The organism is Variovorax sp. BGA-UO-ETr-C22 (assembly GCF_059567965.1).
In genome coordinates this window covers 3,084,271-3,110,290 of record NZ_JCAQPA010000011.1, presented here as the reverse complement: position 1 = coordinate 3,110,290, position 26,020 = coordinate 3,084,271, and the positions used below count along the sequence as shown (strand labels likewise).

The 26,020-nt window shown below is 70.5% G+C and carries 27 protein-coding genes and 1 pseudogene; 18 read left to right on the top strand and 10 right to left on the bottom strand.

Annotated features, from left to right (window positions below; all coding sequences use genetic code 11):
* Positions 1 to 28 precede the first annotated feature (28 nt).
* The 3 genes from AC57B8_RS34825 to AC57B8_RS34815 all read left to right on the top strand — a co-directional run bounded on the left by AC57B8_RS34825 (position 29) and on the right by AC57B8_RS34815 (position 1,667).
* Positions 29 to 724 carry a YceH family protein gene (locus AC57B8_RS34825; RefSeq protein WP_496482146.1) on the top strand — a complete coding sequence of 232 codons (696 nt, stop codon included), beginning with the start codon at positions 29 to 31 and terminating at the stop codon, positions 722 to 724.
* An 83-nt stretch (positions 725 to 807) separates the two neighbouring features.
* Positions 808 to 1,263, top strand: coding sequence for a hypothetical protein (locus tag AC57B8_RS34820; protein ID WP_095949332.1), 456 nt, complete (start codon positions 808 to 810; stop codon positions 1,261 to 1,263).
* Between the two features lie 44 nt (positions 1,264 to 1,307).
* On the top strand, positions 1,308 to 1,667 hold the full coding sequence (locus tag AC57B8_RS34815) for a hypothetical protein (protein WP_496482145.1): 360 nt from the start codon (positions 1,308 to 1,310) through the stop codon (positions 1,665 to 1,667).
* A gap of 27 nt (positions 1,668 to 1,694) precedes the next feature.
* Here the strand turns inward: AC57B8_RS34815 and AC57B8_RS34810 are convergent, their stop codons facing one another.
* Positions 1,695 to 2,168, bottom strand: coding sequence for an Lrp/AsnC family transcriptional regulator (locus tag AC57B8_RS34810; RefSeq protein ID WP_496482144.1), 474 nt, complete (start codon positions 2,166 to 2,168; stop codon positions 1,695 to 1,697).
* An 88-nt stretch (positions 2,169 to 2,256) separates the two neighbouring features.
* Between AC57B8_RS34810 and AC57B8_RS34805 the strand changes: the two genes are divergently transcribed.
* From AC57B8_RS34805 to AC57B8_RS34795, 3 genes and pseudogenes are all read left to right on the top strand, one after another.
* Positions 2,257 to 3,438 (top strand): M20 aminoacylase family protein, encoded by a 1,182-nt coding sequence (locus AC57B8_RS34805; protein ID WP_496482143.1) that lies wholly within the window; start codon positions 2,257 to 2,259, stop codon positions 3,436 to 3,438.
* Between the two features lie 28 nt (positions 3,439 to 3,466).
* Positions 3,467 to 4,636, top strand: a pseudogene (locus tag AC57B8_RS34800) (diaminopropionate ammonia-lyase); the annotation flags it as partial.
* Positions 4,637 to 4,651: 15 nt separating this feature from the next.
* Positions 4,652 to 5,911, top strand: a complete 1,260-nt coding sequence (locus tag AC57B8_RS34795) for a M20 family metallo-hydrolase (RefSeq protein WP_496482266.1) — start codon at positions 4,652 to 4,654, stop codon at positions 5,909 to 5,911.
* Positions 5,912 to 5,942: 31 nt separating this feature from the next.
* Here AC57B8_RS34795 and AC57B8_RS34790 read toward each other — a convergent pair whose 3' ends face one another.
* Complete coding sequence (locus AC57B8_RS34790) at positions 5,943 to 7,148, bottom strand: patatin-like phospholipase family protein (RefSeq protein WP_496482142.1); 1,206 nt, start codon at positions 7,146 to 7,148, stop codon at positions 5,943 to 5,945.
* A 107-nt stretch (positions 7,149 to 7,255) separates the two neighbouring features.
* Between AC57B8_RS34790 and apbC the strand changes: the two genes are divergently transcribed.
* From apbC to tsaA, 4 genes are all read left to right on the top strand, one after another.
* A complete protein-coding gene (gene apbC, locus AC57B8_RS34785) occupies positions 7,256 to 8,347 on the top strand; it encodes an iron-sulfur cluster carrier protein ApbC (protein ID WP_062478984.1) in 1,092 nt (363 codons plus the stop codon).
* Between the two features lie 76 nt (positions 8,348 to 8,423).
* Positions 8,424 to 9,374: a LysR family transcriptional regulator gene (locus AC57B8_RS34780; protein WP_139700229.1), complete on the top strand. Its 951-nt coding sequence runs from the start codon at positions 8,424 to 8,426 to the stop codon at positions 9,372 to 9,374.
* 51 nt (positions 9,375 to 9,425) lie between these two features.
* Positions 9,426 to 9,773: a winged helix-turn-helix domain-containing protein gene (locus tag AC57B8_RS34775; RefSeq protein ID WP_062478989.1), complete on the top strand. Its 348-nt coding sequence runs from the start codon at positions 9,426 to 9,428 to the stop codon at positions 9,771 to 9,773.
* Entirely contained in the window at positions 9,770 to 10,267 is a 498-nt protein-coding gene (tsaA, locus tag AC57B8_RS34770) for a tRNA (N6-threonylcarbamoyladenosine(37)-N6)-methyltransferase TrmO (RefSeq protein ID WP_496482141.1), read from the top strand. The genes AC57B8_RS34775 and tsaA overlap by 4 nt, the downstream gene beginning before the upstream one ends.
* On the opposite strand, the gene AC57B8_RS34765 is transcribed toward tsaA, so the two are convergent.
* Positions 10,228 to 10,908, bottom strand: a complete 681-nt coding sequence (locus AC57B8_RS34765; protein ID WP_062478995.1) for a nitroreductase family protein — start codon at positions 10,906 to 10,908, stop codon at positions 10,228 to 10,230. The genes tsaA and AC57B8_RS34765 overlap by 40 nt on opposite strands.
* A complete protein-coding gene (locus tag AC57B8_RS34760) occupies positions 10,905 to 11,144 on the bottom strand; it encodes a hypothetical protein (protein ID WP_070061480.1) in 240 nt (79 codons plus the stop codon). The genes AC57B8_RS34765 and AC57B8_RS34760 overlap by 4 nt, the downstream gene beginning before the upstream one ends.
* Positions 11,145 to 11,259: 115 nt before the next feature.
* Here AC57B8_RS34760 and modB point away from each other — a divergent pair, with 115 nt between their 5' ends.
* From modB to fdhD, 6 genes are all read left to right on the top strand, one after another.
* The gene (gene modB / locus AC57B8_RS34755; RefSeq protein WP_070061481.1) at positions 11,260 to 11,949 is read left to right on the top strand and encodes a molybdate ABC transporter permease subunit; all 690 of its coding nucleotides are present in this window, start codon (positions 11,260 to 11,262) and stop codon (positions 11,947 to 11,949) included.
* Between the two features lie 27 nt (positions 11,950 to 11,976).
* Positions 11,977 to 12,726 carry a molybdate ABC transporter substrate-binding protein gene (gene modA / locus AC57B8_RS34750; protein ID WP_496482140.1) on the top strand — a complete coding sequence of 250 codons (750 nt, stop codon included), beginning with the start codon at positions 11,977 to 11,979 and terminating at the stop codon, positions 12,724 to 12,726.
* Positions 12,723 to 13,514, top strand: a complete 792-nt coding sequence (locus tag AC57B8_RS34745; RefSeq protein WP_495271145.1) for an ATP-binding cassette domain-containing protein — start codon at positions 12,723 to 12,725, stop codon at positions 13,512 to 13,514. Before modA ends, AC57B8_RS34745 begins: the two co-directional genes overlap by 4 nt.
* An 80-nt stretch (positions 13,515 to 13,594) precedes the next feature.
* Entirely contained in the window at positions 13,595 to 15,937 is a 2,343-nt protein-coding gene (locus tag AC57B8_RS34740) for an FdhF/YdeP family oxidoreductase (protein ID WP_496482139.1), read from the top strand.
* Positions 15,934 to 16,224 (top strand): helix-turn-helix domain-containing protein, encoded by a 291-nt coding sequence (locus AC57B8_RS34735; RefSeq protein WP_062479014.1) that lies wholly within the window; start codon positions 15,934 to 15,936, stop codon positions 16,222 to 16,224. Before AC57B8_RS34740 ends, AC57B8_RS34735 begins: the two co-directional genes overlap by 4 nt.
* 19 nt (positions 16,225 to 16,243) lie before the next feature.
* On the top strand, positions 16,244 to 17,149 hold the full coding sequence (fdhD, locus tag AC57B8_RS34730; RefSeq protein ID WP_496482138.1) for a formate dehydrogenase accessory sulfurtransferase FdhD: 906 nt from the start codon (positions 16,244 to 16,246) through the stop codon (positions 17,147 to 17,149).
* Here the strand turns inward: fdhD and mnmH are convergent.
* The 5 genes from mnmH to AC57B8_RS34705 are packed head-to-tail and all read right to left on the bottom strand — an operon-like array spanning position 17,086 to position 21,511.
* Positions 17,086 to 18,153 carry a tRNA 2-selenouridine(34) synthase MnmH gene (mnmH, locus tag AC57B8_RS34725; protein WP_496482137.1) on the bottom strand — a complete coding sequence of 356 codons (1,068 nt, stop codon included), beginning with the start codon at positions 18,151 to 18,153 and terminating at the stop codon, positions 17,086 to 17,088. The two genes, fdhD and mnmH, sit on opposite strands and share 64 nt — an antisense overlap.
* Before the next feature lie 35 nt (positions 18,154 to 18,188).
* Positions 18,189 to 18,986 carry a phosphonate ABC transporter, permease protein PhnE gene (gene phnE, locus AC57B8_RS34720; protein WP_491513715.1) on the bottom strand — a complete coding sequence of 266 codons (798 nt, stop codon included), beginning with the start codon at positions 18,984 to 18,986 and terminating at the stop codon, positions 18,189 to 18,191.
* Positions 18,983 to 19,819, bottom strand: a complete 837-nt coding sequence (locus tag AC57B8_RS34715) for a PhnE/PtxC family ABC transporter permease (RefSeq protein WP_496482136.1) — start codon at positions 19,817 to 19,819, stop codon at positions 18,983 to 18,985. Before AC57B8_RS34715 ends, phnE begins: the two co-directional genes overlap by 4 nt.
* Positions 19,816 to 20,634, bottom strand: coding sequence for a phosphonate ABC transporter ATP-binding protein (locus AC57B8_RS34710; protein WP_095949320.1), 819 nt, complete (start codon positions 20,632 to 20,634; stop codon positions 19,816 to 19,818). The genes AC57B8_RS34715 and AC57B8_RS34710 overlap by 4 nt, the downstream gene beginning before the upstream one ends.
* Positions 20,635 to 20,647: 13 nt before the next feature.
* A complete protein-coding gene (locus AC57B8_RS34705) occupies positions 20,648 to 21,511 on the bottom strand; it encodes a putative selenate ABC transporter substrate-binding protein (RefSeq protein WP_307586223.1) in 864 nt (287 codons plus the stop codon).
* Positions 21,512 to 21,622: 111 nt separating this feature from the next.
* On the opposite strand from AC57B8_RS34705, the gene selD reads away from it, so the two are divergent.
* Positions 21,623 to 22,702, top strand: coding sequence for a selenide, water dikinase SelD (selD, locus tag AC57B8_RS34700; protein WP_062469051.1), 1,080 nt, complete (start codon positions 21,623 to 21,625; stop codon positions 22,700 to 22,702).
* 13 nt (positions 22,703 to 22,715) lie between these two features.
* Here the strand turns inward: selD and AC57B8_RS34695 are convergent, their stop codons facing one another.
* The gene (locus tag AC57B8_RS34695; protein ID WP_496482135.1) at positions 22,716 to 23,216 is read right to left on the bottom strand and encodes a hypothetical protein; all 501 of its coding nucleotides are present in this window, start codon (positions 23,214 to 23,216) and stop codon (positions 22,716 to 22,718) included.
* Positions 23,217 to 23,464: 248 nt separating this feature from the next.
* Between AC57B8_RS34695 and AC57B8_RS34690 the strand changes: the two genes are divergently transcribed.
* On the top strand, positions 23,465 to 25,981 hold the full coding sequence (locus AC57B8_RS34690; protein WP_496482134.1) for an ABC transporter permease: 2,517 nt from the start codon (positions 23,465 to 23,467) through the stop codon (positions 25,979 to 25,981).
* Positions 25,982 to 26,020 lie beyond the last annotated feature (39 nt).

Genomic DNA, 26,020 nt, shown 5'->3' with positions numbered 1-26,020 from the left:
TCTAACTTCTGTCTCTTCTTCCCGAGCCATGTCCACCACACCGCTGCCCGTCCTGTCCCTCCTCGAAACCCGCGTCCTCGGCGTGCTGGCCGAAAAGCAGCGCACCGTGCCCGACAGCTACCCGCTCACGCTCAATTCGCTGGTGTCGGGCTGCAACCAGAAGACGAGCCGCAACCCGGTGCTCGAACTCAGCGAGTCGCAGGTGCAGGCCGCCATCGACAGCCTGAAGGGCTACAGCCTCGTGGCTGAGACCAGCGGCGGGCGCGCCTTCCGTTACGAGCACAACACCGACCGCGTGCTGCGCATTCCGTCGCAGTCGGTGATCCTGCTCACCGTGCTGATGCTGCGCGGCCCGCAAACGGCCGGCGAGCTGCGCATCGCCTGCGACCGCATGCATAACTTCGCCGACATCTCGTCGGTCGAGGGCTTCCTCAACGAACTCGCCGAACGGCCGGCCGGTGCGCTGGTGGTGAAGCTGGCGCGCCTGCCGGGCGCGCGCGAAAGCCGCTGGGCGCACCTGCTGAGCGGGCCGCCCGCGGAAGAGGTGGCGGGGCCGGGCGCCTCGGGCGACGGCGCCTTCGCCACGCACGGCGATTCGCTCGGCGAAGTCGCGGCGCTCAAGGCCAACGTGGCGCGGCTCGAAGCCGAGGTGGCGTCGCTGAAGGCGCTGCTGGGGCGCGTGTGCGCGGAACTGGGCATTGCGCCCGACGCGCCGACAGCCTGATACCGCGCTTCACACAGGCTTCATCCAGCCCGCACATTCGCTGCCTACCGTCGGACCCATTGCGAACCAATGGAGCTCCGAGCATGGACCACGGACAAACGGCCACCTGGCGCGACCCCGCGCCCTTCGACGACATCACCCGCCGCCTGCTGGGCGGGCTGGCGGCCCTTGCCGGCGTTGCCAGCCTCTACGCCTTCTTCTGGTGGGCCGCCTCGGCCACCGGCTTCCTGCTGTTCGACGGCTGGTGGCACACCTGGCGCGGCCTGGGCACGGCCCTCGCGTTCCGCGACGCCGACTCGGCGTTCTACCTGCTGAGCTGGACGCTGTCTGTTCTTGGCGGCGCGATCGGCTGGGTCGCGCTGCTCGCGCTCGCCGTGACCCATGGGCGTGGCTGGGGCGCGGTGCCGATGTGGGTCAAGGCTGGCTGCCTTGTCGGCGCTGTCGCAGGGTTGGCCTTCGAACCCGGCCGGCTGCTGGCGCTGGCGCCGATCGTCGGCGCGGTGCTGTTGATGCTGCGGTCGATGTTGTCGGCGCGCTGAGCCCATAGGCTATCGTCGGCTTCCACGTCGTTCGCGGGAGCCGCATGACCTACGCCTGTCCCCATTGCCGCCAGCCGGGCATCGCCGCCGTTGCCAAGCGCTGGTCCAGCCGCGAAACGCCCGCGGCGTGCGGACTTTGCGGCAAGCTCTCGCATGTGCTGGCCAGCACCTCAAGCGGGATCGGGGTGGCGGGCCTGCTGATCATCGTGCTGTCGGGCATCGCAGCGGCCGCATGGGACATGGCGCCGCTGCTCTTGCTTGGCGTGGGCCTGGCGGTGGCGAACAACTTCCGGGCCTGGCGCCGCGCCAGGCTGTGGCCGATCTCGAAGGAAAGCGCCGACAGCGCCAAGAAGGCCGGCTGGTTCGTTCTGGGCCTGCTGGCGCTGTTCGGCCTGGGCTCGTGACGCCGCGCGCCGCCTGAGCCCGCGCCCTCAGCTCCCCGCCGACACCGGCACATCCAGGCTCACCTTCACCGGGTCCATCGTCACCAGCGTGCGAAAGCGCTTGACGTTGTTGCTCTGGAAAAACAGCTGGCGGGTGAGCGCCGTGTACTGCGCCATGTCGCGCACCACGCACACGAGAATGAAGTCCCACTCGCCCGTCACGTAGTAGCACTGCTGCACCTGCGGGCAGTCGCGAAAGCTTTGCTTCATCGCGTCGAGCCGTTCGATCTGCTCGCTCTCGGCCTCGACCTCGACCACGATGGTGAGCGGGTGCCCGAGCGCGGCGGGCGACAGCACGGCGCCGTGGCGCTGGATCACGCCCTCGTCGCGCAGGCGCTTGAGCCGGCGGTTCACCGCCGCCGTCGACAGGTGGATGCGCTCGCCCAGCTCGCCCTGCGAGAGGCGGCTGTCGGCCTGGATCAGTTCGAGCAGGTGCAGGTCGAGGGCGTCGAGGGGTGTCATGAGAAAGGCCAAGCTTCACGCAAAAACGTTGCGTGGCAGCGGCTCATTTTGCGCACCTGTCCCGCTGCGTTGTCAATAGCATCTCGCCATGAAGTTTCCTGACGAACCCCTGCGCGACCAGCTGGCCGGCTGGCGGCACCAGCTGCATGCGATGCCCGAGACCGGCTTCGAGGAGGCGAAGACCTCGGCCTTCATTGCCAACGCGCTGCGGGCGCTGGGGCTCGAGGTGCACACGGGCATCGGCGGCACCGGGCTGGTCGCCAGCCTCACGGTCGGCAGCGGTACCGGCGTGATCGGCCTGCGCGCCGAGATGGACGCGCTGGCCATCACCGAACTCGCGACCGAGCGGCCCTACGCCTCCGGCACGCCCGGGCGCATGCACGCCTGCGGCCACGACGGCCACATGGCGATGGTGCTCGGCGCCGCGCAGCTGCTGCGCGAGCGGCGCGATTTCGACGGCACCGTGCGCTTCATCTTCCAGCCCGCCGAAGAACACGGCCGTGGCGCCCGCGCCATGATGGACGACGGCCTGTTCGAACGCTTTCCGGTCGACGAGATCTACGGCCTGCACAACATGCCCGGCCTGCCCGCCGGCACCTTCGCCACGCGCGTGGGCGGCCTGATGGCGAGCGAGGACAACTTCGTCATCCACATCCACGGCCGGGGCGCGCACGCCGCACGGCCGCACATGGGCATCGACCCGATCGTGATCGGCGCGCAGATCGTGCTGGCGCTGCAGACCATCGTGTCGCGCACGCTCGACCCCGGCGCACAGGCCGTGGTGTCGTGCACCGAGTTCATCACCGACGGCATCCGCAACGCGATTCCGTCGAACGTGGTCATCAAGGGCGACACGCGCAGCTACGACCCGGCCGTGCAGCGCATGCTCGAGACGCGCATGCGCGAGATCAGCGAAGGCATCTGCCGCATGCACGGCGCGGAGTGCACGTTCAGCTACACGCACGAGTTCGCGCCCACCGTGAACTGGGCCGAATGCGTGCCGACCGCGGTGGCCGCCGCGACGGCCGTGGTGGGCGCCGGGAAGGTCGATGCGAATGTCGCGCCGATGATGATCTCGGAAGACTTCGGCGCCTTCCTGCGCGCCGTGCCGGGCGCTTTCGTCTTCCTGGGCAACGGCGCCGAGGGCGAGCCCGGCGGCACGCCGCTGCACAACGGGCGCTACGACTTCAACGACGCGGTGCTGACCACGGGCGCGCGCTACTTCGCGCAGATCGTGCGGCTGCGGCTTCCCGTGCGAACTGCCGCCTGATCCGTTCTTCTTTTCCGGTTTTCTTCCCATGCTTTTTTCCAACCCTCACGCGCAACGGCGCGGCTACGACGCGGCCCTGCAAGCCGTCATGAACATCGCACGCGGCCGCGAGAGCCGCCAGTGGCTGTCCACCTGGGACCGGCTCTCGCCGCAGCCGACGCCGGCGTGGCCGCTGCCCCGGCTCGCCGCACAACTGGGCATCGCGCAGGTGGTCGTGAAGGACGAATCGCGCCGCTCCGCGCTCGGCAGCTTCAAGGTACTGGGCGCGCCCGTGGCCTTGCTGCGGCTCGTGCTGCGCCGCTGGCCCGAGCGAGGCTGGACACCGGCCGATCTGTTCGCGGGCCGGCATGCCGAGGCGCTGCGCGACTTCGTCGTCATCAGCGCGACCGACGGCAACCATGGCCGCGCACTGGCCGCGGCGTCGCAGAGCATGGGCTGCCGCTGCGTGATCGTGCTGCACGCGCAGGTCAGCGAAGAGCGCGAGGCGCCCATCGCCGCGCTCGGCGCCGAGATCGTGCGCATCGCCGGCAACTACGACGCCTCGGTCGAAGAGGCCGCGCGCCTGGCCCGGGTGAACGGCTGGGAGGTCGTCTCCGACACCTCCTACGAAGGCTACGAAGAGATTCCGCGCGACGTGATGCAGGGCTACGGCATCCTCGTCGACGAGCTGCTCGAGAACACCGCGCCCGGTGCGCCATGCCCCTTCACCCACGTCATCGTGCAGGGCGGCGTCGGCGGGCTCGCGGCCGGTGTGGCCAGCCATTTCTGGGAGCGCTACGGCGCCGCGCGGCCGACGCTGATCGTCGTCGAGCCCGAACAGGCCGACTGCCTGCTGCAGAGCGCGCGCAGCGGCCGGCCCGACCGCGCCACCGGCAGCGTCGATTCGGTGATGGCGGGGCTGGCCTGCGGCGAGACCTCGCCGCTCGCGTGGCGCTTCCTGCAGCCCTCGGTCGACCTCTTCATGACCGTCGCCGATGCCGACGCCGAGCACGCGATGCGCACCTTCGCCACCGGCGAGGCGGGCGACGTGCCGGTGCTGGTCGGCGAATCCGGCGCGGCCGGCCTCGCCGCGCTGCAGGTGCTCGCGGCCGACCCCGAACTGGCGCGCGCCGCCGGCCTTGACGCCACCTCGCGCGTGCTGCTGTTCAGCACCGAAGGCGCGACCGCGCCTGGCGTGTACCGCGCGCTGACTGGCCGCTCGGGCGAAGAAGTCGTGGCGGCGCAGGCGCAATGGCTGCAGCGCGAAGGCATCGCCGAAGCCGCGTTGATGGCGCGCATCGACGACCACGCCGCCATCGGCGCGACGGCGCAAGGCGGCGTCTGCCGCATCGCGCTCACCGACGCCGACCGCGCGGGCCGCGACCGGCTCGTGCAGTGGATGCAGGACCTGGGCCTCACCGTGCGCATCGACCGCATCGGCAACATCTTCGGCATCCGCCCCGGCCAGCTGCCCGATGCGAAGCCCGTGATGACCGGCTCCCACATCGACACCGTCGCCACGGGCGGGCGCTACGACGGCAACTACGGCGTGCTGGCCGGCCTGGAGGTGGTGCGCTGGCTCAACGAACGCCAGCGCCAGACGCTGCGCCCCTTCGTGGTCGCCGCGTTCACCAACGAGGAGGGCGTGCGCTTCATGCCCGACATGATGGGCTCGCTGGTGCATGCCGGCGGCCTCGCGCTCGACGCGGCGCTCGACACCGTCGCCACCGACGGCGCGCGGCTGGGCGACGAACTCGCGCGCATCGGCTACGCGGGCGACATGGCCTGCGGCGCGCTGGTGCCGCATGCGTTCGTCGAACTGCACATCGAGCAGGGCCCGGTGCTGGAGGCCGAAGGCGTCACCATCGGCGCGGTGGCCGACCTGCAGGGCATCTCGTGGCAGGAGATCGTCGTTACCGGCCAGTCGAACCATGCGGGCACGACGCCCATGCAACTGCGCCACGACGCCGGCTACTGCGCCGCGGCTATCGCGGTGTTCGTGCGCGAGCTGGCACGCCGCTACGGCGGCAGCCAGGTCGCGACCGTCGGTGCCATCGACCTGCACCCGAACCTCATCAACGTGATTGCGGCACGCGCCACGCTCACGGTCGACCTGCGCCACACCGACGAGGCGACGCTGAAGGACGCCGAAGGCGAGTTGGCCGACTACCTGCGGCAGCTCGAAACAACCGAAGGCGTGACCATCGAAGCCCGCACGCTGGCGCGCTTCGAGCCGGTGCAGTTCGATGAACGGCTGGTGCGCCTCGTCGAGGCCAGCGCGCATGCACGCAATCTGAGCCACCGCCGCATGACCTCGGGCGCGGGCCACGACGCGCAGATGATGGCGCGCATCGCGCCCGCCGCCATGGTCTTCGTGCCGAGCGTGCGCGGCATCAGCCACAACCCGAAGGAGCACACGGCGAGCGCCGACCTGGCGCAGGGCGCGAACGTGCTGCTGGACGTGGTGCTGGGGCTGCTGGACGAGGCGGACTGAGCGGCGCGCGGTCAGCCGGCCGCGTGCGCCGTCATTTCGGCACCCACCCGAAGAACCGCAGCACCTCGTCGCGCTGGCGCATCGCGTCCGCGCGCCCCAGCGCCATGAGCTCGCGCGTGTAGGCCGACTCGAACAGCAGGTAGCTGGCGAGCGCGCCGCCCTTCACGTCGGCCGCGACCTTCGAGCCGCCCAGCAGGTGCCGCACGGCGCCCGGCAGCGCGTCGACGTGGCGCGCCGCGATCATGTCGATGCGCTCCGACGGCGAGATCACCAGCAGGTCGAGCGGGCGCAGCGCGCTCGCCGCGCGCGCCTCTTCGGGAATGAGGCCCAGCGTGTGGTTGATGCGGCGCAGGCGCTCGATGTCGACCGCGAGCGCATCCAGAAAGATGCTCGACAGCGCATGGCCGGCGATCTGCGCCATGGTCGGGTAGCCGCTGTGGGTGTTGGGCGCGGCCTCGTCGCGCGGCTCGTGCATGCGGCCCGCGCCGATCACCACGATGCGCTGCGCGCCCAGGTGGATCGCCGCCGCGATGGGCGCCGACTGGCGCATCGAGCCGTCGCCGAAGTACTCGGTGTGGCCCGGCGGCATCGGCAGCGCGGCGGCCGGGAACACGAAGGGAATGGCCGACGAGGCCATCAGGTGCGCGTGCGTGATGCGGTCGCGCACCGACAGGCGCTGCGAGCGCACCCAGGGTTCCATCGGCACGGCCGCCTCGAAGAAGGTCACGTGCTCGCCCGAGCTGTAGCTCGAGGCCGTGACCGCCAGCGCCTGCACGTGGCCCTGCTGCATGAGCGTCGGCAGGCGGTCCAGCGGCACCAGGCGTTGCAGCAGGCCGGCCAGCGGGGAGTTGTCGAGCAGCGACTTCGGCTTGATGCGCATCCAGTTGGCCGCGAAGCGCCCGAGCCCGAGCAGCATGCGCCAGCGCGCGCCGCTGCCGAGCACCGAGAGCGAGTCGGCGCGGTAGATCTGCTCGGCGCGGAACTCGCCCCAGACCTGCGCGATGTGCGCGACCACGCGGTCGAAGTCGTCGGCACCGCAGGCCAGCGCCGCGGCGTTGATGGCACCGGCCGACGTGCCGGTGATGATCTGGAACGGGTTGCCGCCGCCGATGGCCGCACCCGCCGCCACGGCGTCGCGCCGGATCTCGGCGATGGCTTCGAGCACGCCGACCTGGTAGGCGGCGCGGGCGCCGCCGCCTGTCAGCAGCAGGCCGGTGGCGGGGCTTGTCTCGGGCATTGCGTCGGTGTCTTTTCTTCTTCGGCGTTTTTCGGACGGGAAATGAGCGCGTCCCGGTACGGGCTTGGCGGGCGGAATAGACTACCCGCCATTCAGGAGTTTGATCAATGGCACTCACCCCCGACGGGCTCATGGACGCACTCAAGAGCGTCACGGACCCTAACACCGGCAAAGAATTCGCAGCGACCCGCTCGCTCAAAAACCTGCAGATCGCCGAGGGCGATGTCTCGTTCGACCTCGAACTCGGCTACCCCGCCAAGAGCCAGCACGCGGCCATCCGCAAGTCGCTGGTGGCCGCGGCCAAGGCCGTGCCGGGCGTGGAGAACGTGTCGGTCAACATCGTCACCAAGGTCATCAGCCATGCGGTGCAGCGCGGCGTGCAGCTGATGCCCAACGTGCGCAACATCGTGGCCGTGGCCTCGGGCAAGGGTGGCGTGGGCAAGAGCACCACGGCCGCCAACCTGGCGCTGGCGCTGGCCGCCGAGGGCGCCAGCGTGGGCCTGCTCGACGCCGACATCTACGGCCCGAGCCAGCCCATGATGATGGGCCTGGACGGGCGCCCCGAGAGCATCGACGGCAAGAACATGGAGCCCAAGGAGCGCCATGGCGTGCAGGTGATGTCGATCGGCTTCCTGGTCGACGCCGACCAGGCCATGATCTGGCGCGGCCCCATGGCCACGCAGGCGCTCGAGCAGCTGCTGCGCCAGACCAACTGGAAAGACCTCGACTACCTGATCGTCGACATGCCGCCGGGCACCGGCGACATCCAGCTCACGCTGAGCCAGCGCGTGCCGATGACGGGCGCGGTGATCGTCACCACGCCGCAGGACATCGCGCTGCTCGACGCGCGCAAGGGCATCCAGATGTTCGAGAAGGTCGGCGTGCCGATCCTGGGCATCGTGGAGAACATGGCGGTGCACATCTGCTCGAACTGCGGCCATGCCGAGCACATCTTCGGCGCCGACGGCGGCAAGAAGATGGCGGCCGAGTACCAGATGGCCTACCTGGGCGCGCTGCCGCTGGACATCAACATCCGGCTGCAGGCGGACAGCGGGGCGCCCACGGTGGTGTCCGACCCCGACGGCGAGGTGGCCGGGCTCTACAAGGCCGTGGCGCGCAGCGTGGCGGTGGGGATCGCGGAGAAGGCGAAGGACTTTTCCGCGAAGTTCCCGACGATCTCGATCAGCAAGAACACCTGAGGCCGCGGCGGGGCAGGGCGAGGGCCTGTGCAGGCGCCCCGGACGCGAGCCCGCAAGAAGAAAAAGGACGCACGCAATGAACCTGCTCGCCTCGATGCGCTACCTCGTCGCACTCAGCGAGCACAAGCATTTCGGCCGCGCCGCGCAGGCCTGCCACATCACGCAGCCGGCCTTGTCCAACGCGCTGCGCGCGCTGGAAGGCGAGTTCGGCGTCGTCATCGTCAAGCGCTCCCGCGTGTACGTGGGCCTCACGCACGAAGGCGAGCGCGTGCTGGCCACGGCGCAGCGCATGCTGCGCGACAACGAGGTGCTGCTGCAGGAGCTGCGCAGCGAAGCCGGCGACCCGCGCGGGCGGCTGCGCATGGCCGCCGTGCCCACCGCGATCCCGATGCTGTCGCGCTTTGCCGCGATGCTGCAGCAGCGCCATCCGGGCATCGTGCCGGCCGTGCTGTCCATGAGTTCGCAGGAGCTGGAAACGGGCCTGGAAAACCTCTCGGTCGATCTCGCCCTGGGCTACACCGAGCGCATGCACCTGCCGGGCGTCAAGCTCAAGGCCTGGCCGCAGAGCATCGAGCATTACTTCTTGCTGCGGCGCGCGAAGAAGCCCTCGGCCGACCGGCTGCGCATCGGCCGTCCCATCGCCTGGGCCGAGGCCGGCAAGCTACCGCTGTGCCTGCTCACGCCCGACATGCACAACCGCGCCATCATCGACCAGGCCCTGCGCGAGGCCGGCGTGGCCGCGGTGGCGCCGGCCATCGAGACCAACTCGGTGCTCACGCTCGCGCTGGCCGTGAGCGCGGGCACCGTCAGCAGCGTGCTGCCCGGCGCCATGGTGGCGGCCGTGCGCAGCCACCGCGAACTGGAGGCGCTGCCGCTGGTGGCGCCCGAGGTGCGCACGCCCATCGGCTTCATGACGCAGGAGGGTGTGCGGCCCGCGCGGGCGCTCGATGCGGCGCTGGCCTTCTTGCAGACGCCCGAGTGGCAGGCGCAGGCGCGCCAGCACAGCGGCGCGCTCGACGCCGCGTAGCCCGGCGCACGGGTGCCGGCGGCACCTGGATGGTTTACCCTTCGCGCCATCATGAAATCCAAAGCCCAGTTCCGCCTGCGCATCTACCGGGACGACACCATCGCCATCGGCCCCGGCAAGATCGCCGTGCTCGAAGCCGTGGCCGAGACCGGCTCGATCTCGGCGGCGGCCCGCCTGCTCGGCATGTCGTACCGCCGCGCGTGGATGCTGATCGACGAGATGAACCAGACGCTGGCCTCGCCGGCCGTGAACACCGCCGCCGGCGGCTCGCGCGGCGGCGGCACGGCGCTCACGCCGGTGGGCGAGGACATCGTGAAGCGCTACCGGGCCATCGAGAACGCTGCGCGCCTGGCGACGGCGGCGGACGTGCGTGCGCTCACGCGGCTGCTCGCGCCATGAACGCCGCCGACATCGACCCTGTCGTCTGCCGCCCGGTCGGCATCGTGCGCAGCCGCTTCACGGAGACCTCGGGCATGCCCATCCAGACGGCCGGTGCGTCCGACGAAACGGGGCGCCTGGAGGTGTTCGCCGAGTTCGCGCCGGGGCTGCGCGACATCGAAGGCTTCGACTACCTGATCCTCGTGACGCACCTGCACCGCTGCGCGCACGAGCGGCTCGAGGTGGTGCCTTTTCTCGACGACGCCACGCACGGCGTGTTCGCCACGCGCGCGCCCGCGCGGCCCAACCGGCTGGGCCTGTCGATCGTGCGGCTCACGGCGGTGGAAGGCACGACGCTGCATTTCAGCGGCAACGACATGATCGACGGCACGCCCGTGCTCGACATCAAGCCCTACGTGCCGCGCTTCGACGTGCGCGAGACCGAGCGCGTGGGCTGGTTCGGCGCGCGGCTCGATCAGCTGCCGCGCACGCGCTCCGACGGCCGGATGGACTGATCGCCGTCGCCTGACGCCTCGCCGGCCGCGCCCGGCAGCAGGTCGCCCTGCCAGCACGACCACACGTCCTGCGACAGCGTCTCGCGCGCCTGCGGCGGTGCCTCGCGGATCGTGCCCATGCTGATGAAGCCCGCCAGGTACTCGCCCGGCTGCACGCCGACCTGGCGCACCAGCGTCTCGTCGAAGCAGCGTTCGCCGCTGAGCACGATGGCGCCGTAGCCCAGCTGGTGCGCGGCGGCCAGCAGGTTGCCCAGTGCCGCGCCGGCGCCCAGCCACTGCTCGCGCGCGGGGATCTTGCTGCGCTCGCGCGGCGACACCACGAAGCCCAGCAGCAGCGGCGGGCGCGTGGCGTGCTCGCGGGCGCGCCGCAGGTCGGTGGGGCTGGCGAGCGGATCGCGGCGCAATTTTTCCTGTTCGAAGCACCAGGCCAGCGCCTCGCGGTTCTGCGGGCGGAACTCGATCACGCGCCACGGATGCAGCCCGCCGTGGTCGGGCGCGCGCAGGCCGGCCTGAATGATGGCGTCGAGTTCGTCGGGGTTCGGGCCGGGCGATTGCAGCCGCCGCGGCGAGACCGATCGCCGTGTCAGCAGGACTTCGAGGATGCGTTCCGCACCCGTCATGTGGCGCCACATCGCTGTCATTGCTCGCGCCGGTCGGTCCACGCGGCGCTGCGGCGCAGCACCTCGCCGATGTCCTGCGCGTCGCCCGGGGCCACCAGGAACGACTGGCTCTCGCCGCCCGGCGCGATGATCGACAGCACGAAGCCGCCGGCGTCCAGCGTGCGCTCGATGCGCCATTCGTGCACCTGCGTCACATGGCGAAGCTCGGGCCTGCCGGAGGTCGAGCGGACAACGGTGTCATGAGGGGAAAGGCGCATGGGGCGGATGGACAAAGTCTCCAACGCTGTATTCGCCAGTATATGAAGACCGGCGCATCCGTGCATCCCCGTGGGAACCAGAAGGCCGCTCATGTAACAATTACGCCGTATCTCAATGAACACGACGACCACCTCTTCGCTCATCGCCACCACCGACTGGTCGCCGCTGGTCCTGTCGCTGCAGGTCGCGGCGGTCGCGACCTTGCTGGCGCTGGTCGCGGGCGTGGCGCTGGGCTGGGTGTTCGCGCGCAAGCAGTTCACCGGCTCGGGCGTGCTCGAGGCCGTGTTCATGCTGCCGCTGGTGCTGCCGCCCACGGTGATCGGCTACGCCATCCTGGTGGCGGCGGGGCGCCGCAGCCCGCTCGGCGCGTGGCTGCGCGAGCACTTCGACTACACCATCATCTTCAGCTGGCACGGCGCCGTGGTGGCTTCGGCCGTGGTGGCGCTGCCGCTGGTGCTCAAGTCGGCCAGCGCGGCGTTCTCGAACGTCGACCGCTCGCTCGAGGCCGCCGCGAGCACCTTGCGCCAGTCGCCGTTCTCGGTGTTCCTGCGCGTCACATTGCCGCTGGCCTGGCCCGGCATCCTGGCCGGCACGCTGCTCGCGTTCGCGCGCGCCATGGGCGAGTTCGGCGCCTCGCTGATGGTGGCCGGCTCCATTCCCAAGCAGACCCAGACCCTGTCGATGGCCATCTACGACGCCGTGCAGGCCGGCCACGACGACCTGGCGCTGCTGCTGGTGGTCGTCACGTCGGTGCTGTCGATTGCCGTGCTGGTCGTGTCGAACCGCTTCTTTTCGCTTCGTTGATCCCCCCTTTTCCAGGAGACTGTGCCCATGCGTCCGTTGCGTCTTTTGTCCGTCGTGCTTGCCCTGGCCCTGCCGCTTGCGGCCGCCGCGCAGCAGATCACCGTGTCCGCCGCCGCGAGCCTGACCGATGCGTTCAAGGAAATCGGTCCCAAGTTCGAAGCCGCCAAGGCGGGCAGCACCGTGCGCTTCAACTTCGCGGCCTCGGGCGTGCTGCTGCAGCAGATCGGGCAGGGCGCGCCGGTCGACGTGTTCGCCAGCGCCGACCAGGAGACGATGAACCGCGGCAACGACCAGAAGCTCATCGACACCGCCACCCGCAAGGACTTCGTCACCAACAGCCTCGTGCTGGTCGAGCCTGCGCAGGGCGCCGTCGGCCTGAAGTCGCTGCAGGACCTGAGCGGCGCCAGCGTGAAGAAGATCGCCGTCGGCAAGACCGCCACCGTGCCGGTCGGCCGCTACACCAAGCAGGTGCTGGACAACGCCAAGCTCTGGACCGTGCTCGAACCCAAGTTCGTGCAGGCCGACAGCGTGCGCCAGGTGCTCGACTACGTGAGCCGCGGCGAGGTCGAGGCCGGTTTCGTCTACCGCACCGACGCGGCCGTGGCCGGCGACAAGGTCAAGGTCGCCTTCACGCCCACCGGCCACACGCCCGTGACCTACCCCATCGCCGTGGTGGCCGAGAGCAAGCAGAAGGAGCTGGCCGGCGACTTCATCGCCTTCCTGTCGACCCCCGCCGCCCAGGAAGTGCTCGCGCGCTACGGTTTCGGCAAGCCATGATCGATGTCGATCTGCAGCTCACGGTGAAGGACGGGGCCCGGCGCTTCGACCTCGCCGTGCGCTTCCAGACCGACGTTCCCTTCGCCGCGCTGTATGGCCCCTCGGGCGCCGGCAAGTCGCTCACCCTGCAGGCCATTGCCGGCCTGCTGCATCCGTCGGCGGGCCATGTGCGGCTCGATGGCCGCACGCTGTACGACGCGGCGCAGCGCATCGACGTGCCCGCGCCGGCGCGCCGCATCGGCTACCTGTTCCAGAACTACGCGCTGTTCCCGCACCTCACGGTGCGCGAGAACGTGGCCTTCGGGCTCACCGCGTGGCACCGGCGCACGCTGCCGGCGCGCGACGCCGAGCGCGTGCAGGCGCTGCTGGCCAGCTTCGGCCTCGCCGCGCTGGCCGACAGCCGGCCGCAGAAACTCTCGGGCGGCCAGCAGCAGCGCGTCGCCCTGGCGCGCGCGCTGGCCTGCGAGCCGCAGGTGCTGCTGCTCGACGAACCCTTTGCCGCGCTCAACCCCATGCTGCGCGCCGAGCTGCGCAACGAGCTGGCGCAGGTGCGCAAGCAATGGGGCATCCCGGTCCTGATGATCACGCACGACATCGAGGACGTGCTCGCCCTGGCCGACGTGGCTTTTGTCTACAAGGACGGGCAGGTGGTGCGCGAGATCGACCTGCACAACGCCGAAAGCCGCGACTTTGCGCTGCGCGAGATTGCGGGTGTGCAGGAGGTTGAGGAGACGCCGCTGCGCAGCAAGCTGCGGGGCTTGCTGATGGGCGGCGCGCGCGAGGCCTGAGCCTTCGTCATTTCCATTTTGAATCGCCGCATGTCGCAATTCAATTTGACGCCACGCCCCCGCAGGCCAACACTGCCGCCATGAGCGAGCAGAAGATCGAGTTTTACAAGGGCCCCGCCGGTGGCTGGGGCGCGTTGCGCAGCGTGACGAATGCGCTGCTGCGGCAGGACATTCCGGTCAAGGGCGCGAAGACGCTGCTCTCGGCCAACCAGCCCGACGGGTTCGACTGCCCCGGCTGCGCCTGGCCCGACCGCAACCATGCCTCGACCTTCGAGTTCTGCGAGAACGGCGTGAAGGCCGTGGCCGCCGAGGCCACCGCGCGTCGCGCCGGACCGGAGCTGTTCGCGAAGCACACCGTGGCCGAGCTGGCGCAGCAGAGCGATTTCTGGCTCGAAGACCAGGGCCGCCTCACGCACCCCATGGCCTACGACGCGGCCAGCGACAGGTACGTGCCCATCGACTGGGACGACGCCTTCGCGCGCATTGCGCGGCACCTGAACTCGCTGCCCGACCCGAACCAGGCCGTCTTCTACACCTCGGGCCGCGCGAGCAACGAGGCGGCCTTCCTGTACCAGTTGTTCGTGCGCGAGTACGGCACCAACAATTTTCCCGACTGCTCGAACATGTGCCACGAGCCCAGTGGCAGCGGCATGCGCCCGCAGCTGGGCGTGGGCAAGGGCACGGTCACGCTGGAAGACTTCGAGAAGGCCGACGCGATCTTCATCTTCGGCCAGAACCCGGGCACCAACCACCCGCGCATGCTCGGCGAGCTGCGCGCGGCCTCCAAGCGCGGCGCGCGCATCGTGAGCTTCAACCCGCTGCGCGAGCGCGGCCTGGAGCGCTTTGCCGACCCGCAGGACAAGCTGGAGATGGCCACGCTGGGCTCCACGCCGATCAGCACGCACTACTTCCAGTTGCGCGTGGGCGGCGACTTCGCGGCGGTGAAGGGGATGATGAAGCACGTCATCGAACGCGAAGACGCGGCGGTGGCGCGCGGCGAGCCTTCGGTGCTCGACCACTCGTTCATCGCCGAGCACACCCTGGGTTTCGAGGCGCTGGCCGACGACCTGCGCGCCGAATCGTGGCCGTTGCTGGTGCAGGAGTCGGGCCTGAGCGAAGCGCAGATCCGCGCGGCGGCCGACGTGTACCTGGGCGCCAAGCGCGTCATCGCCTGCTGGGGCATGGGCATCACGCAGCACCAGCATTCGGTGGCCACGATCCAGATGATCGGCAACTGGCTCATGCTGTGCGGCCACATGGGCCGTGAAGGCGCGGGCGCCTGCCCGGTGCGCGGCCACAGCAACGTGCAGGGCGACCGCACCATGGGCATCTGGGAGAAGCCGCCGGCCGCGCTGCTCGACCGGCTGCAGCAGGTGTTCGGCTTCGAGCCGCCGCGCCAGAACGGCGTGGACACGGTCGAGGCGATCCAGCTGATGCTCGACGGCAAGGGCAAGGTGTTCTTCGCGCTCGGCGGCAACTTCGCGGCCGCCACGCCCGACACCTACCAGACCTGGAAGGCGCTGCAGCAGTGCGACCTCACGGTGCACGTGACGACCAAGCTCAACCGCAGCCACATCATCCACGGGCGCGAGGCGCTCATCCTGCCGTGCCTGGGGCGCACCGAGATCGACATGCAGGCCAACGGCCCGCAGGGCGTGACGGTCGAGGACTCGATGAGCATGGTGCACATCTCGGTGGGCATCAACCCGCCCGCGTCGGAGCACCTGCTGTCCGAGCCGGCCATCGTGGCGCGCCTTGCTGCAGCCACCATCGGCGCGCGCAGCAAGACGCCGTGGCTCTGGCTGGTCGAAGACTACGCCCGCATCCGCGACAAGATCGAAGCCGTGTTCGACGACTTCAAGGACTTCAACGCGCGCGTGGCGCACCCCGGCGGCTTCCGCCTGCGCAACACGGCGAGCGAGCGTGTGTGGGCCACCGCGTCGAAGAAGGCCGTGTTCTTCACGCACGCCGTGCCGCTGGACACGCACGCGCACCGGGCCCGCGCGCGCTTTGCGTCGCAGCGCGACACGCTGGTGTTCACGCTGCTCACCACGCGCTCGCACGACCAGTACAACACCACCATCTACGGCATGGACGACCGCTACCGCGGCGTGTTCGGCCAGCGCCGCGTGGTGTTCATCCACGCCGACGACATTCGCCAGCTCGGCATGAAGGACGGCGACTGGGTCGACATCCAGACCGTGTGGAGCGACGGGCAGGAGCGCCGGGCCGATCGCTTCAAGCTGGTCGCGTACGACATCCCGCGCGGCAACCTCGCGGCCTACTACCCCGAGACGAACCCGCTGGTGCCGCTGTCGTCGGTGGCCGAGAACGCGGGCACGCCGACCTCCAAGTCGATCCCCGTGGTGCTGTCGCTGCATGTGGCGCCGGTTGCGGCGCAGGCCGACGCCGTGGCGGCATGAGCGATTCCGGGTTCGACGCCGACGCCTTTTCCATCGCGATCCTGCGCGCACTCGCCGAAGCACCGGGCGAGGGCGGCATGTCGCTGCCGCGCCTGGGCAAGCGGCTGGGGCAGGGCGCGAGCGTGGTCATGCGCCAGCTCACGCTGATGGGCGATGCCGCGTTGGGCGGCGTGCGCGGACCCGGCTGGGTGCGCGTGGTGCAGCTGGACGATCGCTGGGTCGCGCACCTCACCGACGCCGGGCGCGCGGTCGCCGAGAGCCTGCCGGCTGACGACAGCCGAGACTGAGCGGACAATGGCCGCGGCCATGGAAAACACCCCCGAACCCGACGCCCTGCCGCCCCTCGCGCGACATGCCGTGCACGTCTTCGGCGAGCGCGGCCTCGCGCCCGAGGGCGTGGTGCGCGACGACACGCTGGCCGCCGAGGTGCCGGTGGCGCTGGTGTTCAACGGCGTCTCGCACGCGGTGATGATGGCCACGCCGCAAGACCTCGAGGCCTTCGCGCTGGGCTTTGCACTCAGCGAAGGCATCCTCGACAGCGCCGCCGATTGCCGCGGCATCGACGTGCGAACGGTCGAGGCCCTCGACGCGGGCCTGCCCGAAGGCATGCCCGGCATCGAGGTGCAGCTCGAAGTGTCCACGCGCAGCTTCGAACGCCTGAAGGACCGACGCCGCAGCCTCGCGGGCCGCACCGGCTGCGGCGTGTGCGGTGTTGAAAGCTTCGCGGGGCTCGACCTGTCGCCGCAGCGCGTGCCGCCGCGCGACTGGATCGAACGCATCGACCTGGCCACCGTGCTGCACGCCTTCGCCGCCATGCCGCCGCGCCAGGTGCTCAATGCCGAAGCCGGCGCGATCCACGCGGCGGCCTGGGCCACGGTGGACGGCGAACTCACCGACCTGATGGAAGACGTGGGCCGCCACAACGCGCTCGACAAGCTGCTCGGCGCGCTGGCGCGTGCGAATCGGCTGCAGGAGCCAGGCTTCGTGCTGATGTCCAGCCGCGGCAGCCACGAGCTGGTGCGCAAGTGCGCGCGCCTGGGCATCGCGGCGATGGCGACCATCTCGGCGCCGACCGCGATGGGCGTGCGCATGGCCGAGCTCAGCGGCCTGCGGTTCTGGGGGCTGTGCCGCGCGCCGCGCGGCGTGCTTTACGCCGACGGGCTCGGTGCGCCGAGCGCCAGCACCGCATCGGCCACGGCCTCGATGCCCTGATCCGAGAGGTCGGACGCCCCCACGCGCTGGCGCTTGGTCCACGCACGGAAGTGCGTCTCTTGCGACTTCTGGTAGTGCGGGTCGTAGTGCAAGGACATGAGTTCGGCGAACAGGTGCGGCAGGTCGGCCTCGTGGGCCCACTGCTGCCAGCGCGTCACCGTTTCCTTGCCCTGCAGTTCCTTGAGCACGCCCATCTTCTCGGCGAGCGCCGCGCGGTCGTTGCCCAGGTAGGCGTAGTCGCGCAGCAGGTAGGCCAGCCGCGCCTCGGGCGTGGCCTCCACCTCGATGCACGGCGCGGCGCGCATCTGCGCCACGAGCGACAGGGGCAGCGACAGCCGCCCGATGCGCACGCTCTCGCCCTCGACATACAGCGGGCGCGAGAGGTCGATGGCTTCGAGCACGGTCGCGATGCGCGTCTCGAAGTGTTTTTGCGACGGCTGAGGCACGCCCGGCAGCGCGCCGAGCAGCGAGCCCTTGTGGTTGGCGAAGTCTTCGAGGTCGAGCACCTGCGCGCCGCGTTCGGCCAGCGCGTGCAGCACGCGCGTCTTGGCGCTGCCGGTGGCGCCGCAGACCACGCGCAGGTCGAGCTGCGGCGTCAGCGCGTCGAGCTGCGAGATCACGTGGCGGCGAAAGCTCTTGTAGCCGCCCGCGAGCTGCTGGGCGTCCCAGCCCACGAGCCGCAGCCAGGTGACCATCGAGCCGCTGCGCATGCCGCCGCGCCAGCAGTAGACCAGCGGCTTCCACTTCTCGGGCCGGTCGGCCAGCGTGTCGCGCAGGTGCGTCGCGATGTTGGCCGCCACCATGGCACCGCCGATGCGGCGCGCCTCGAAGGCGCCGGTCTGCACGTAGACCGTGCCGACGATGTGGCGCTCCTCGTCGTTGAGCACGGGGCAGTTGATGGCGCCGGGGATGTGGTCGAGCGCGAACTCGGCGGGCGAGCGGGCGTCGATGATCGAATCGAAGGCGTGGCGGTCGGCCACCCGGACGGGCTGGCGATGACTCATGGCTGAAGGGACCTCATGCCTCGATTGTCGGCCACTCAGGCGTAGGCGGGACCTAGGCCTTTTCGCAAGCGAGCACTCGCCAAGTCGACAAAGGTGACCAGCACGAACATCGCGATCAGCACCGTCATCGCCTGCTGCTGCTGGAAGATCGACAGGTGGAAGTACAGCAGCTGTCCCAGCCCGCCGCCGCCCACGAAGCCCAGCACGGCCGCCATGCGGATGTTCATTTCCCAGCGGTAGAGCGTGTAGGCCACCCACTGCGGCAGCACGATCGGCAGGCTGGCGTAGCTGAAGGCGGCGACCGGGCCGGCGCCCGAGAGCGCCAGTGCCTGCTCGGGCTCGCGCGGCGCGTTCTCCAGTGCTTCGGCGAACAGCCGGCCGAGCACGCCGGTCGTGTGCAGCGACAGCGCCAGCGCGCCCGCGAACGGCCCGATGCCGGCGGCCAGCACCATCAGCGCGGCCCACACCAGCTCGGGCACGCTGCGCAAGAAGTTGAGCACGAAGCGCGCGCCATGGCGCAGCGGCCCGCCGATGCGCCCCGACGCCGGCAGCGCGAGCACGGCGCCCGCCACGGCGGCCAGCACGGTGCCCAGCGCCGACACCGCCAGCGTCTGCAGCGCGCCGTGGCCGACCTTGGCCAGGAACTCGGGCGACACGTCGGGCGGGAAGAACTCGGCGATGAACTTGCCCATGAGCCTGAGCGATTCGGCCGAGCCCAGCGCGCCGTAGTCGATGCCCAGGTAGACGAAGCTCGCGATCACCGCCGCGGCGATCAGCGCGACGGCGAGCCAGCAGCGCAGGCACAAAGGAGGGCGCGGCGGCAGCGTCGTCATGCCAGGAGCTTTCGCAATGCGTTGCTCAGCATGTCGGCCAGCAGCACGAGCGCGAGGAACACCAGCAGGATGCTGCTGGCCTCGCCGCCGTTGAGCATCTTCATCGACTGGTCCATCAGCTGCCCGAGGCCGCCCGCGCCCACGAAACCCATCACCACCGAGGCGCGCACCGCGCATTCCCAGCGGTACACGGTGTACGAGGCCAGCTCCTGCGCCGTGTGCGGCAGCAGGCCGTAGCACAGCGCCGCGAGCCGGCCGCTGCCGCTTTCGAGCAGGGCGCGCGCGGGGCGCGTTTCGGTCGATTCGAGGATCTCGGCGTAGACCTTGCCCAGCATGCCGCCGTAGGTGATGGCCAGCGCCAGCACGCCGGCCGCGGGGCCGAGCCCGAGCGCACGCACGAACAGCAGCGCCCACACGATCTCGGGAATGGCGCGCAGCACCATCAGCAGCCAGCGCGCCGCCTGCCGGACGACGCCGGCCTGCAGCCGGCCAGGGCCGGGTCCGATGCGAGAGATGGAGAGCGCGCGCGTGGTCACGAAGCCCAGCGGCGCGCCGATCAGCAGCGCCATGGCCGTGCCGGCCGTGGCCATGGCCAGGGTTTCGAGCGTGGCCTTGGCGAGCAGCGCGAGGAACGCGGGCGAGCTGTCGGGTGGAAAGAAGCCCGCAAGAAAGCCGCCGATGACCGCGAGGTTGCCGCTGCCGAACAGCGCCCAGGGCTTGAATTCGGAGAGCGAGAGCACCGGCCACGCGACGGCCAGCGCCGCGAGCCAGCCGGCCAGCCGGCGGCCCGCGTGCGGATCGCGCAGGGCGGGGTGGGCGAGTGTCGCCGTCACGGGCAGTCCGGCCGATGGAAGGCCGGTTCGACCGTGCCTGCCGTGAGGGCGACCGGTCCTTGCGTCGCCACGCCGCCTTCGCTCGCATAGAGCGCCTCGAGCAGCGCCGGCGTCACCTGCGCGGCCGGCAGGTCGAAGGCGACCTGCCCGTCGCGCATGCCCACGATGCGCGGGAACCAGCGCAGCGCCAAGTCGACCGCGTGCAGCGACGCGACCAGCGTGGCGCCGGTCGATTCGCTCTGCGCGACCAGCTGGCCCACGGCCGCGTGCGCCAGCGTGGGGTCGAGCGCCGACACCGGCTCGTCCGCCAGCAGCAGCGCGGGGCGCTGGTACAGCACGCGCGCGATGCCCACGCGCTGCAGCTGGCCGCCCGAGAGGCGGTCGCAGCGGTCGAACAGCCGGTCTTCGAGCGCGAGCCGGGCCAGCGCCGCGTGCGCGCCCGCGATATCGGACGGGTAGAAGAGCGAACCCAGCGCGCGTGCCGTCGACCACTGGCCCAGCCGGCCCGCGAGCACTGCCGTGACCACGCGCAGGCGCGGTGCGATCGGCGGCGCCTGGTGCACGGTGCCGATGCGCGCGCGCAGCTGCTTGAGCGCACGCGCCGGCAGCCGCCACGGGTGCTGGCCCAGCGCCTGCACCTGGCCTTCGCCGGGCCGCAGCGCCGCGCCGAGCACGCGCAGCAGTGTGGTCTTGCCCGCGCCCGAAGGCCCGATGACCGCGATGCGCTCGCCGTCGCGCGCGGCCAGCGTCACGCCGGCCAGCGCGCGCTGGCCGTTGGGGTGCACCACGCCCGCGCTGTCGAGCGAAAAACTCATCCGCGCATTCCGCTCACTTGATGAGGCCGGCCGACTTGCCCGCCGTCTCGATGCCGTCGTAGTTCGACGACTTGGTGGGAATGAACTTGCTCGCGCGCTGCAGCGCCATGATCTCCTTGTGCGCCGGGTTGGCCGGGTCGAGCTTCAGGAAGGCGTCGGTCAGCTTCTTCGTCACGGCGGCGTCCAGGCCGGGGCGCACGGTCCAGTTGTAGTCGTAGTAGGTCGGCGTGGTGGCCAGCACGCGCACCTTGGCGGCGTTGGGGTTCTTGGCCTCGACCAGCTTGTCCCACACCGAGGCGTTGAGCACGCCCGCTTCGGCGCGCGAGGCGGCCACGAAGGCCACGGTGGCGTCGTGCGCGCCCGAGAACGCGACGGTCTTGAAGTCCTTCTCGGGGTTGATGCCGGCCTGCAGCAGGAAGTAGCGCGGCATCAGGCTGCCCGAGGTGGACGAGGGCGCGCCGAAGGCGAAGGTCTTGCCCTTCAGGTCGGCCAGGGTCTTGGCGGGGCTGTCGATCGGCACGATGAACTTGCTGGTGAACACCTCGTCTTCCGCGCGCTGCACGATCGGCACCGCGCCACCGTTGGTGCGGATGCGGGCCTGCACGAAGGTGAAGCCGCCCAGCCATGCCATGTCGATCTTGTTCGTGGCCAGGCCCTCGACCACGGCGGCGTAGTCGGTCACGGGCGTGAACTGCACGTCCATCCCGGTTTCCTTCTTCAGGTAGTCGCCCAGCGGCGTGAACTTGCGCTGCAGCTCGGTGGGCGCCTCGTCGGGAATGGCCGACACGCGCAGCACGCCCTGGGCGAAGGCGCCCACGGCGGTGAGGGACAGGGCCAGCGCGAGGGCGAGCCGGGACACGGTTTGTTTCGTTTGCATGGTGTGATGACGCGTTCAGTGGAAAAAGAAAAGGGTGTGTCGGGGCACTCGGGCAGACGGCGGTGCAGGCTTCGATAATCGCGGCTTGTTCCATTCGACCGACCTGCCGCCATGATCGAAGCCGCACCTTCCAAGCTCCTGAATCCGTTGGCGCCGCTGCGGCTCACCAGCTTCTCGCATGGGGGCGGCTGCGGCTGCAAGATCGCGCCGGGCGTGCTGTCGCAGATCCTCAAGAACCATGCGGGCGGGCTGATTCCGCCCGAGCTCATGGTCGGCATCGAGACCGCCGACGACGCGGCAGTCTACCGGCTCAACGACGAGCAGGCGCTGATCGCCACCACCGATTTCTTCATGCCCATCGTGGACGACCCCTACGAGTTCGGCCGCATTGCCGCGACCAACGCGATCAGCGACGTCTACGCGATGGGCGGGCGCCCGATCATGGCGCTGGCGTTGGTCGCCATGCCGATCAACCAGCTGCCGGTGGAAGTCATCGCCGAGATCGTGCGCGGCGGGCAGGACGTGTGCCGCGCGGCCGGCATTCCCATTGCGGGCGGCCACACCATCGATTCGGTCGAGCCGATCTACGGGCTGGTCGCGATGGGGCTGGTGCACCCCAAGCGCGTGCGGCGCAACGCCGACGCGCAGGCGGGCGACGTGCTGGTGCTGGGCAAGCCGCTGGGCGTGGGCGTGCTGTCGGCGGCGCTCAAGAAGCAGCAGCTGTCCGAGGCCGGCTACCGCCAGCTGATCGAGAACACCACCAAGCTCAACACGCCCGGCATCGCGCTGTCGGCACTCGACGGCGTGCATGCGCTGACCGACGTCACCGGCTTCGGCCTGGCCGGCCACGCGCTCGAACTCGCGCGCGGCGCGGGGCTCGCGGCGGTGGTCGAATGGTCGCGCGTGCCGCTGCTCGACAACGTGATCGCCATGGCCGGCGGCGGGCTGGTCACCGGCGCGTCGGGCCGCAACTGGGCGGGTTACGGCGCCGACGTGCAGTTGCACGAGGGCCTGCCGGCCACCGCGCAGGCGCTCATGACCGATCCGCAGACCTCGGGCGGCCTGCTCGTGAGCTGCGCGCCCGAGGCGGTCGAGGCGGTGCTGGAGATCTTCCGCAACGAAGGCTTCGGGCAGGCGGCGGTCATCGGCCGCGTGGAAGCTGGTGCGCCGGGGCTCGTCGTGTTGCCCTGAAGAGCGGCGCCGCCTAGCGGTCGAGGTCGGACAGCACGAAGCGATTCGTTGAGCCGTCGACCACATTGACTTCTCGCTTGAGGAGTCCGCCTTGGCGGGAGTTGCCAACCGTCCACTTCACCTCGGACATGACGATGTACTTGCCTGGAGGGATCTTTTCGAACTCGAAATTGCCTTGCGCATCACATTGGCTGTGCCGCATCACCGAGTGATATTCCGGCGTCGGCTTGTTGTTTGCCACGTTGGGCAGCTCGCCGCGGGCGAGGATGTCGGTCGATTCCCTGCCGTAGGGGGTTGCGGGAAGGAACAGAACCCGTGCGCCGCCACAGGTGACGGTACCGCCGCCTTGTTGCCTGAGGAATGCTTGACCGGTCACACGGTTGGTGCCCGGTTTCATGTAGTCGGCATAGTCAGCAGGGTTGAACCGGTTCTGCATTTCCACGAGCTTTTGTTGTCCTGCGCAGCCTGCGATGAGCGCGGTCAATGCCAGCGCGCCAGCGATCGTCTTCTTCATTTACCTCTCTCCATGGGTGTCGGCTTTCGGCCGATCGGGGTGATCCAGTCTGCATCCTAACGCTCGATATGGCGGGCAAAACGGAGGGAGTCGAACCCGTCTTGGCGATGGCTGGCGCCACCCCCATGACTCGCAGGCCCTTGGGCCGGTCGAGGCAATCGCGCCCGCGTCCGGCCAGCCAAGGGACCGGGTCCGGCAATAACCCTTGAGTCCGCCGGTGCCGGTAGGCGTCGGCTATCGTTCGCGCCATGAACGCTTCCCTTCGCCTTGGCTGGCGCACGCTCTGGCGCGACCTGCGCGCCGGCGAGCTGCGCCTCTTGATCGTGGCCGTGGTGCTGGCCGTGGCCGCGCTCACGGCGGTCGGCTTCTTCGCCGACCGATTGCAGGGCGGGCTGCAACGCGACGCGCGCCAGCTGCTGGGCGGCGACGCGGTGGTCGTGAGCGACAACCCGACGCCCGAAACTTTCATCGCACAGGCGAAGTCGCTGGGCCTTGCGGGCACCGGCACCTTCGGCTTTCCCACCATGGCGCGGGCCGAGGACGCCCAGGGCGGCGCCAGCAAGCTCGTGGCCCTGAAGGCCGTGACGCCGGGCTACCCGCTGCGCGGCAACCTGCAGACGGCCACCACGGCCGAGGGCGCGGGCACCGTGACGCGCGACGTGCCGGCGGCGGGCGAGGTCTGGGTCGATGCCTCGCTGCTCGACTCGCTGGGCCTGAAGGTCGGCGACACGCTGCTGCTGGGCGACACCGGCCTGCGCGTGGGCCGCGTGATCACGCTCGAGCCCGACCGGGGCGCGGGCTTCATGAGTTTTTCGCCGCGCGTGATGCTCAACCAGGCCGACGTGGCGCGCACCGGCCTCGTGCAGCCGGCCAGCCGCGTGGGCTACCGCTACGCCGTGGCGGGCGACGACGCCGCCGTGAAGCGCTTCACCGAATGGGCCGACGCCACCATCAAGAAGGGCGAGCTGCGCGGCGTGCGGCTCGACTCCTTCGAAGGCGGCCGGCCCGAGATGCGCCAGACGCTGGACCGCGCCGAGAAATTCCTGAGCCTGGTCGCGCTGCTCGCGGCGCTGCTGTCGGCCGTGGCCGTGGCGCTGGCCGCACGTGGCTTCGCGGCCAGCCACCTGGACGACTGCGCCATGCTGCGCGTGCTGGGCCAGAGCCAGCGCACCATCGCCGCGGCCTACGCCTTCGAGTTCGCCGTGATCGGCACCGTGGCCAGCGCGATCGGCGTGGCCATCGGCTTCGCCGTCCACTATGTGTTCGTGCTGCTGCTGGCCGGGCTGGTCGAGACCGCCTTGCCCGCCGCCACGCTGTGGCCCGTGGCCTTCGGCCTGGGCATGGGGCTCACGCTGCTGTTCGCCTTCGGCCTGCCGCCGGTGCTGCAGTTGGCGCGCGTGCCGCCGCTGCGCGTGATCCGTCGCGACGTGGGCGGGCTCAAGCCTGCATCGCTCGCCGTGCTCGGCATCGGCGTGGCGGGCTTCGCGGCGCTGCTGATGGCGGCCAGCAGCGACCTCAAGCTGGGCCTCATTGCGGTCGGCGGCTTTGCCGGTGCCGTGGCCGTGTTCGCGCTGCTGAGCTGGCTCGCCGTGAAGGTGCTGCGCCGCAGCGTCAGCGAGACCACCGCGCCGCGCTGGCTGGTGCTGGCCACGCGGCAGATCTCGGCGCGCCCGGCCTACGCCGTGGTGCAGGTCAGCGCGCTGGCCGTGGGCCTGCTGGCGCTGGTGCTGCTGGTGCTGCTGCGCACCGACCTCGTGGCGAGCTGGCGCAAGGCCACGCCGCCCGACGCGCCCAACCGCTTCGTCATCAACGTGATGCCCGAGCAGAGCGAGGCGTTCCAGAAGACGCTGCGCGACGCGGGTGTCGCCAAGTTCGACTGGTACCCGATGATCCGCGGCCGGCTGGTGGCGATCAACGACAAGCCCGTGACGCCCGACGACTACACCGAGGACCGCGCCAAGCGCCTGGTGGACCGCGAGTTCAACCTGAGCAACAGCACCGAGGCGCCCGCGCACAACAGCGTCACCGCCGGCGCCTGGACGCCCGAGGCGAAGAACGAGGTGAGCGTGGAAGAAGGCCTGGCCCAGACGCTGGGCCTGAAGCTGGGCGACACCCTGCGCTTCGACATCGGCGGCATGCAGAACGACGCGCGCATCACCTCGCTGCGCAAGGTCGACTGGGGCTCGCTGCACGCCAACTTCTTCGTGATGTACACCGTGGCCTCGCTGGCCGACGTGCCCGTGACCTACATGGGCGCCTTCCGCGCGCCCGAGACGCGCGGCTTCGACAACGCGCTGGTGCGCAGCTTCCCCAATGTGACCAACGTCGACATGAGCGCCACCATCAACCAGGTGCAGCGCGTGCTCGACCAGGTCATCCGCGCCGTCGAGTTCCTGTTCGGCTTCACGCTGGCGGCCGGGCTGGTGGTGCTGTTCGCCGCCGTCACCGCCACGCGCGAGGAGCGTGCGCGCGAGTTCGCCGTGATGCGCGCGGTGGGCGCGCGCGCCAGCCTGCTGCGGCAGGTGCAGCGCGCCGAGCTGGTGGGCGTCGGCCTGCTGGCGGGCTTCCTGGCGAGCATCGTGGCCTCGGTGATCGGCTGGGGGCTGGCGCGCTACGTCTTCGAGTTCACCTGGACCGCCTCGCCGCTCGTGCCGGTGGCGGGCGCGCTGGCCGGTGCGGTGCTCGCGCTGGCGGCGGGGTGGTGGGGCCTGCGCGACGTGCTGCGCCGGCCGGTGGTCGACACGCTGCGCCGCGCGGCCGAGTAGGGCAGCGCAGCCCCGTACAGTTTTTTTCTTCCGCGATCG

Excerpts from the sequence above, each read along its gene's own strand:
- AC57B8_RS34825 (WP_496482146.1), top strand. The coding sequence starts at position 29 with ATGTCCACCACACCGCTGCCCGTCCTGTCCCTCCTCGAAACCCGCGTC.
- AC57B8_RS34820 (WP_095949332.1), top strand. The coding sequence starts at position 808 with ATGGACCACGGACAAACGGCCACCTGGCGCGACCCCGCGCCCTTCGAC.
- AC57B8_RS34815 (WP_496482145.1), top strand. The coding sequence starts at position 1,308 with ATGACCTACGCCTGTCCCCATTGCCGCCAGCCGGGCATCGCCGCCGTT.
- AC57B8_RS34810 (WP_496482144.1), bottom strand. The coding sequence starts at position 2,168 with ATGACACCCCTCGACGCCCTCGACCTGCACCTGCTCGAACTGATCCAG.
- AC57B8_RS34805 (WP_496482143.1), top strand. The coding sequence starts at position 2,257 with ATGAAGTTTCCTGACGAACCCCTGCGCGACCAGCTGGCCGGCTGGCGG.
- AC57B8_RS34790 (WP_496482142.1), bottom strand. The coding sequence starts at position 7,148 with ATGCCCGAGACAAGCCCCGCCACCGGCCTGCTGCTGACAGGCGGCGGC.
- apbC (WP_062478984.1), top strand. The coding sequence starts at position 7,256 with ATGGCACTCACCCCCGACGGGCTCATGGACGCACTCAAGAGCGTCACG.
- AC57B8_RS34780 (WP_139700229.1), top strand. The coding sequence starts at position 8,424 with ATGAACCTGCTCGCCTCGATGCGCTACCTCGTCGCACTCAGCGAGCAC.
- AC57B8_RS34775 (WP_062478989.1), top strand. The coding sequence starts at position 9,426 with ATGAAATCCAAAGCCCAGTTCCGCCTGCGCATCTACCGGGACGACACC.
- tsaA (WP_496482141.1), top strand. The coding sequence starts at position 9,770 with ATGAACGCCGCCGACATCGACCCTGTCGTCTGCCGCCCGGTCGGCATC.
- AC57B8_RS34765 (WP_062478995.1), bottom strand. The coding sequence starts at position 10,908 with ATGACAGCGATGTGGCGCCACATGACGGGTGCGGAACGCATCCTCGAA.
- AC57B8_RS34760 (WP_070061480.1), bottom strand. The coding sequence starts at position 11,144 with ATGCGCCTTTCCCCTCATGACACCGTTGTCCGCTCGACCTCCGGCAGG.
- modB (WP_070061481.1), top strand. The coding sequence starts at position 11,260 with ATGAACACGACGACCACCTCTTCGCTCATCGCCACCACCGACTGGTCG.
- modA (WP_496482140.1), top strand. The coding sequence starts at position 11,977 with ATGCGTCCGTTGCGTCTTTTGTCCGTCGTGCTTGCCCTGGCCCTGCCG.
- AC57B8_RS34745 (WP_495271145.1), top strand. The coding sequence starts at position 12,723 with ATGATCGATGTCGATCTGCAGCTCACGGTGAAGGACGGGGCCCGGCGC.
- AC57B8_RS34740 (WP_496482139.1), top strand. The coding sequence starts at position 13,595 with ATGAGCGAGCAGAAGATCGAGTTTTACAAGGGCCCCGCCGGTGGCTGG.
- AC57B8_RS34735 (WP_062479014.1), top strand. The coding sequence starts at position 15,934 with ATGAGCGATTCCGGGTTCGACGCCGACGCCTTTTCCATCGCGATCCTG.
- fdhD (WP_496482138.1), top strand. The coding sequence starts at position 16,244 with ATGGAAAACACCCCCGAACCCGACGCCCTGCCGCCCCTCGCGCGACAT.
- mnmH (WP_496482137.1), bottom strand. The coding sequence starts at position 18,153 with ATGAGTCATCGCCAGCCCGTCCGGGTGGCCGACCGCCACGCCTTCGAT.
- phnE (WP_491513715.1), bottom strand. The coding sequence starts at position 18,986 with ATGACGACGCTGCCGCCGCGCCCTCCTTTGTGCCTGCGCTGCTGGCTC.
- AC57B8_RS34710 (WP_095949320.1), bottom strand. The coding sequence starts at position 20,634 with ATGAGTTTTTCGCTCGACAGCGCGGGCGTGGTGCACCCCAACGGCCAG.
- AC57B8_RS34705 (WP_307586223.1), bottom strand. The coding sequence starts at position 21,511 with ATGCAAACGAAACAAACCGTGTCCCGGCTCGCCCTCGCGCTGGCCCTG.
- selD (WP_062469051.1), top strand. The coding sequence starts at position 21,623 with ATGATCGAAGCCGCACCTTCCAAGCTCCTGAATCCGTTGGCGCCGCTG.
- AC57B8_RS34695 (WP_496482135.1), bottom strand. The coding sequence starts at position 23,216 with ATGAAGAAGACGATCGCTGGCGCGCTGGCATTGACCGCGCTCATCGCA.
- AC57B8_RS34690 (WP_496482134.1), top strand. The coding sequence starts at position 23,465 with ATGAACGCTTCCCTTCGCCTTGGCTGGCGCACGCTCTGGCGCGACCTG.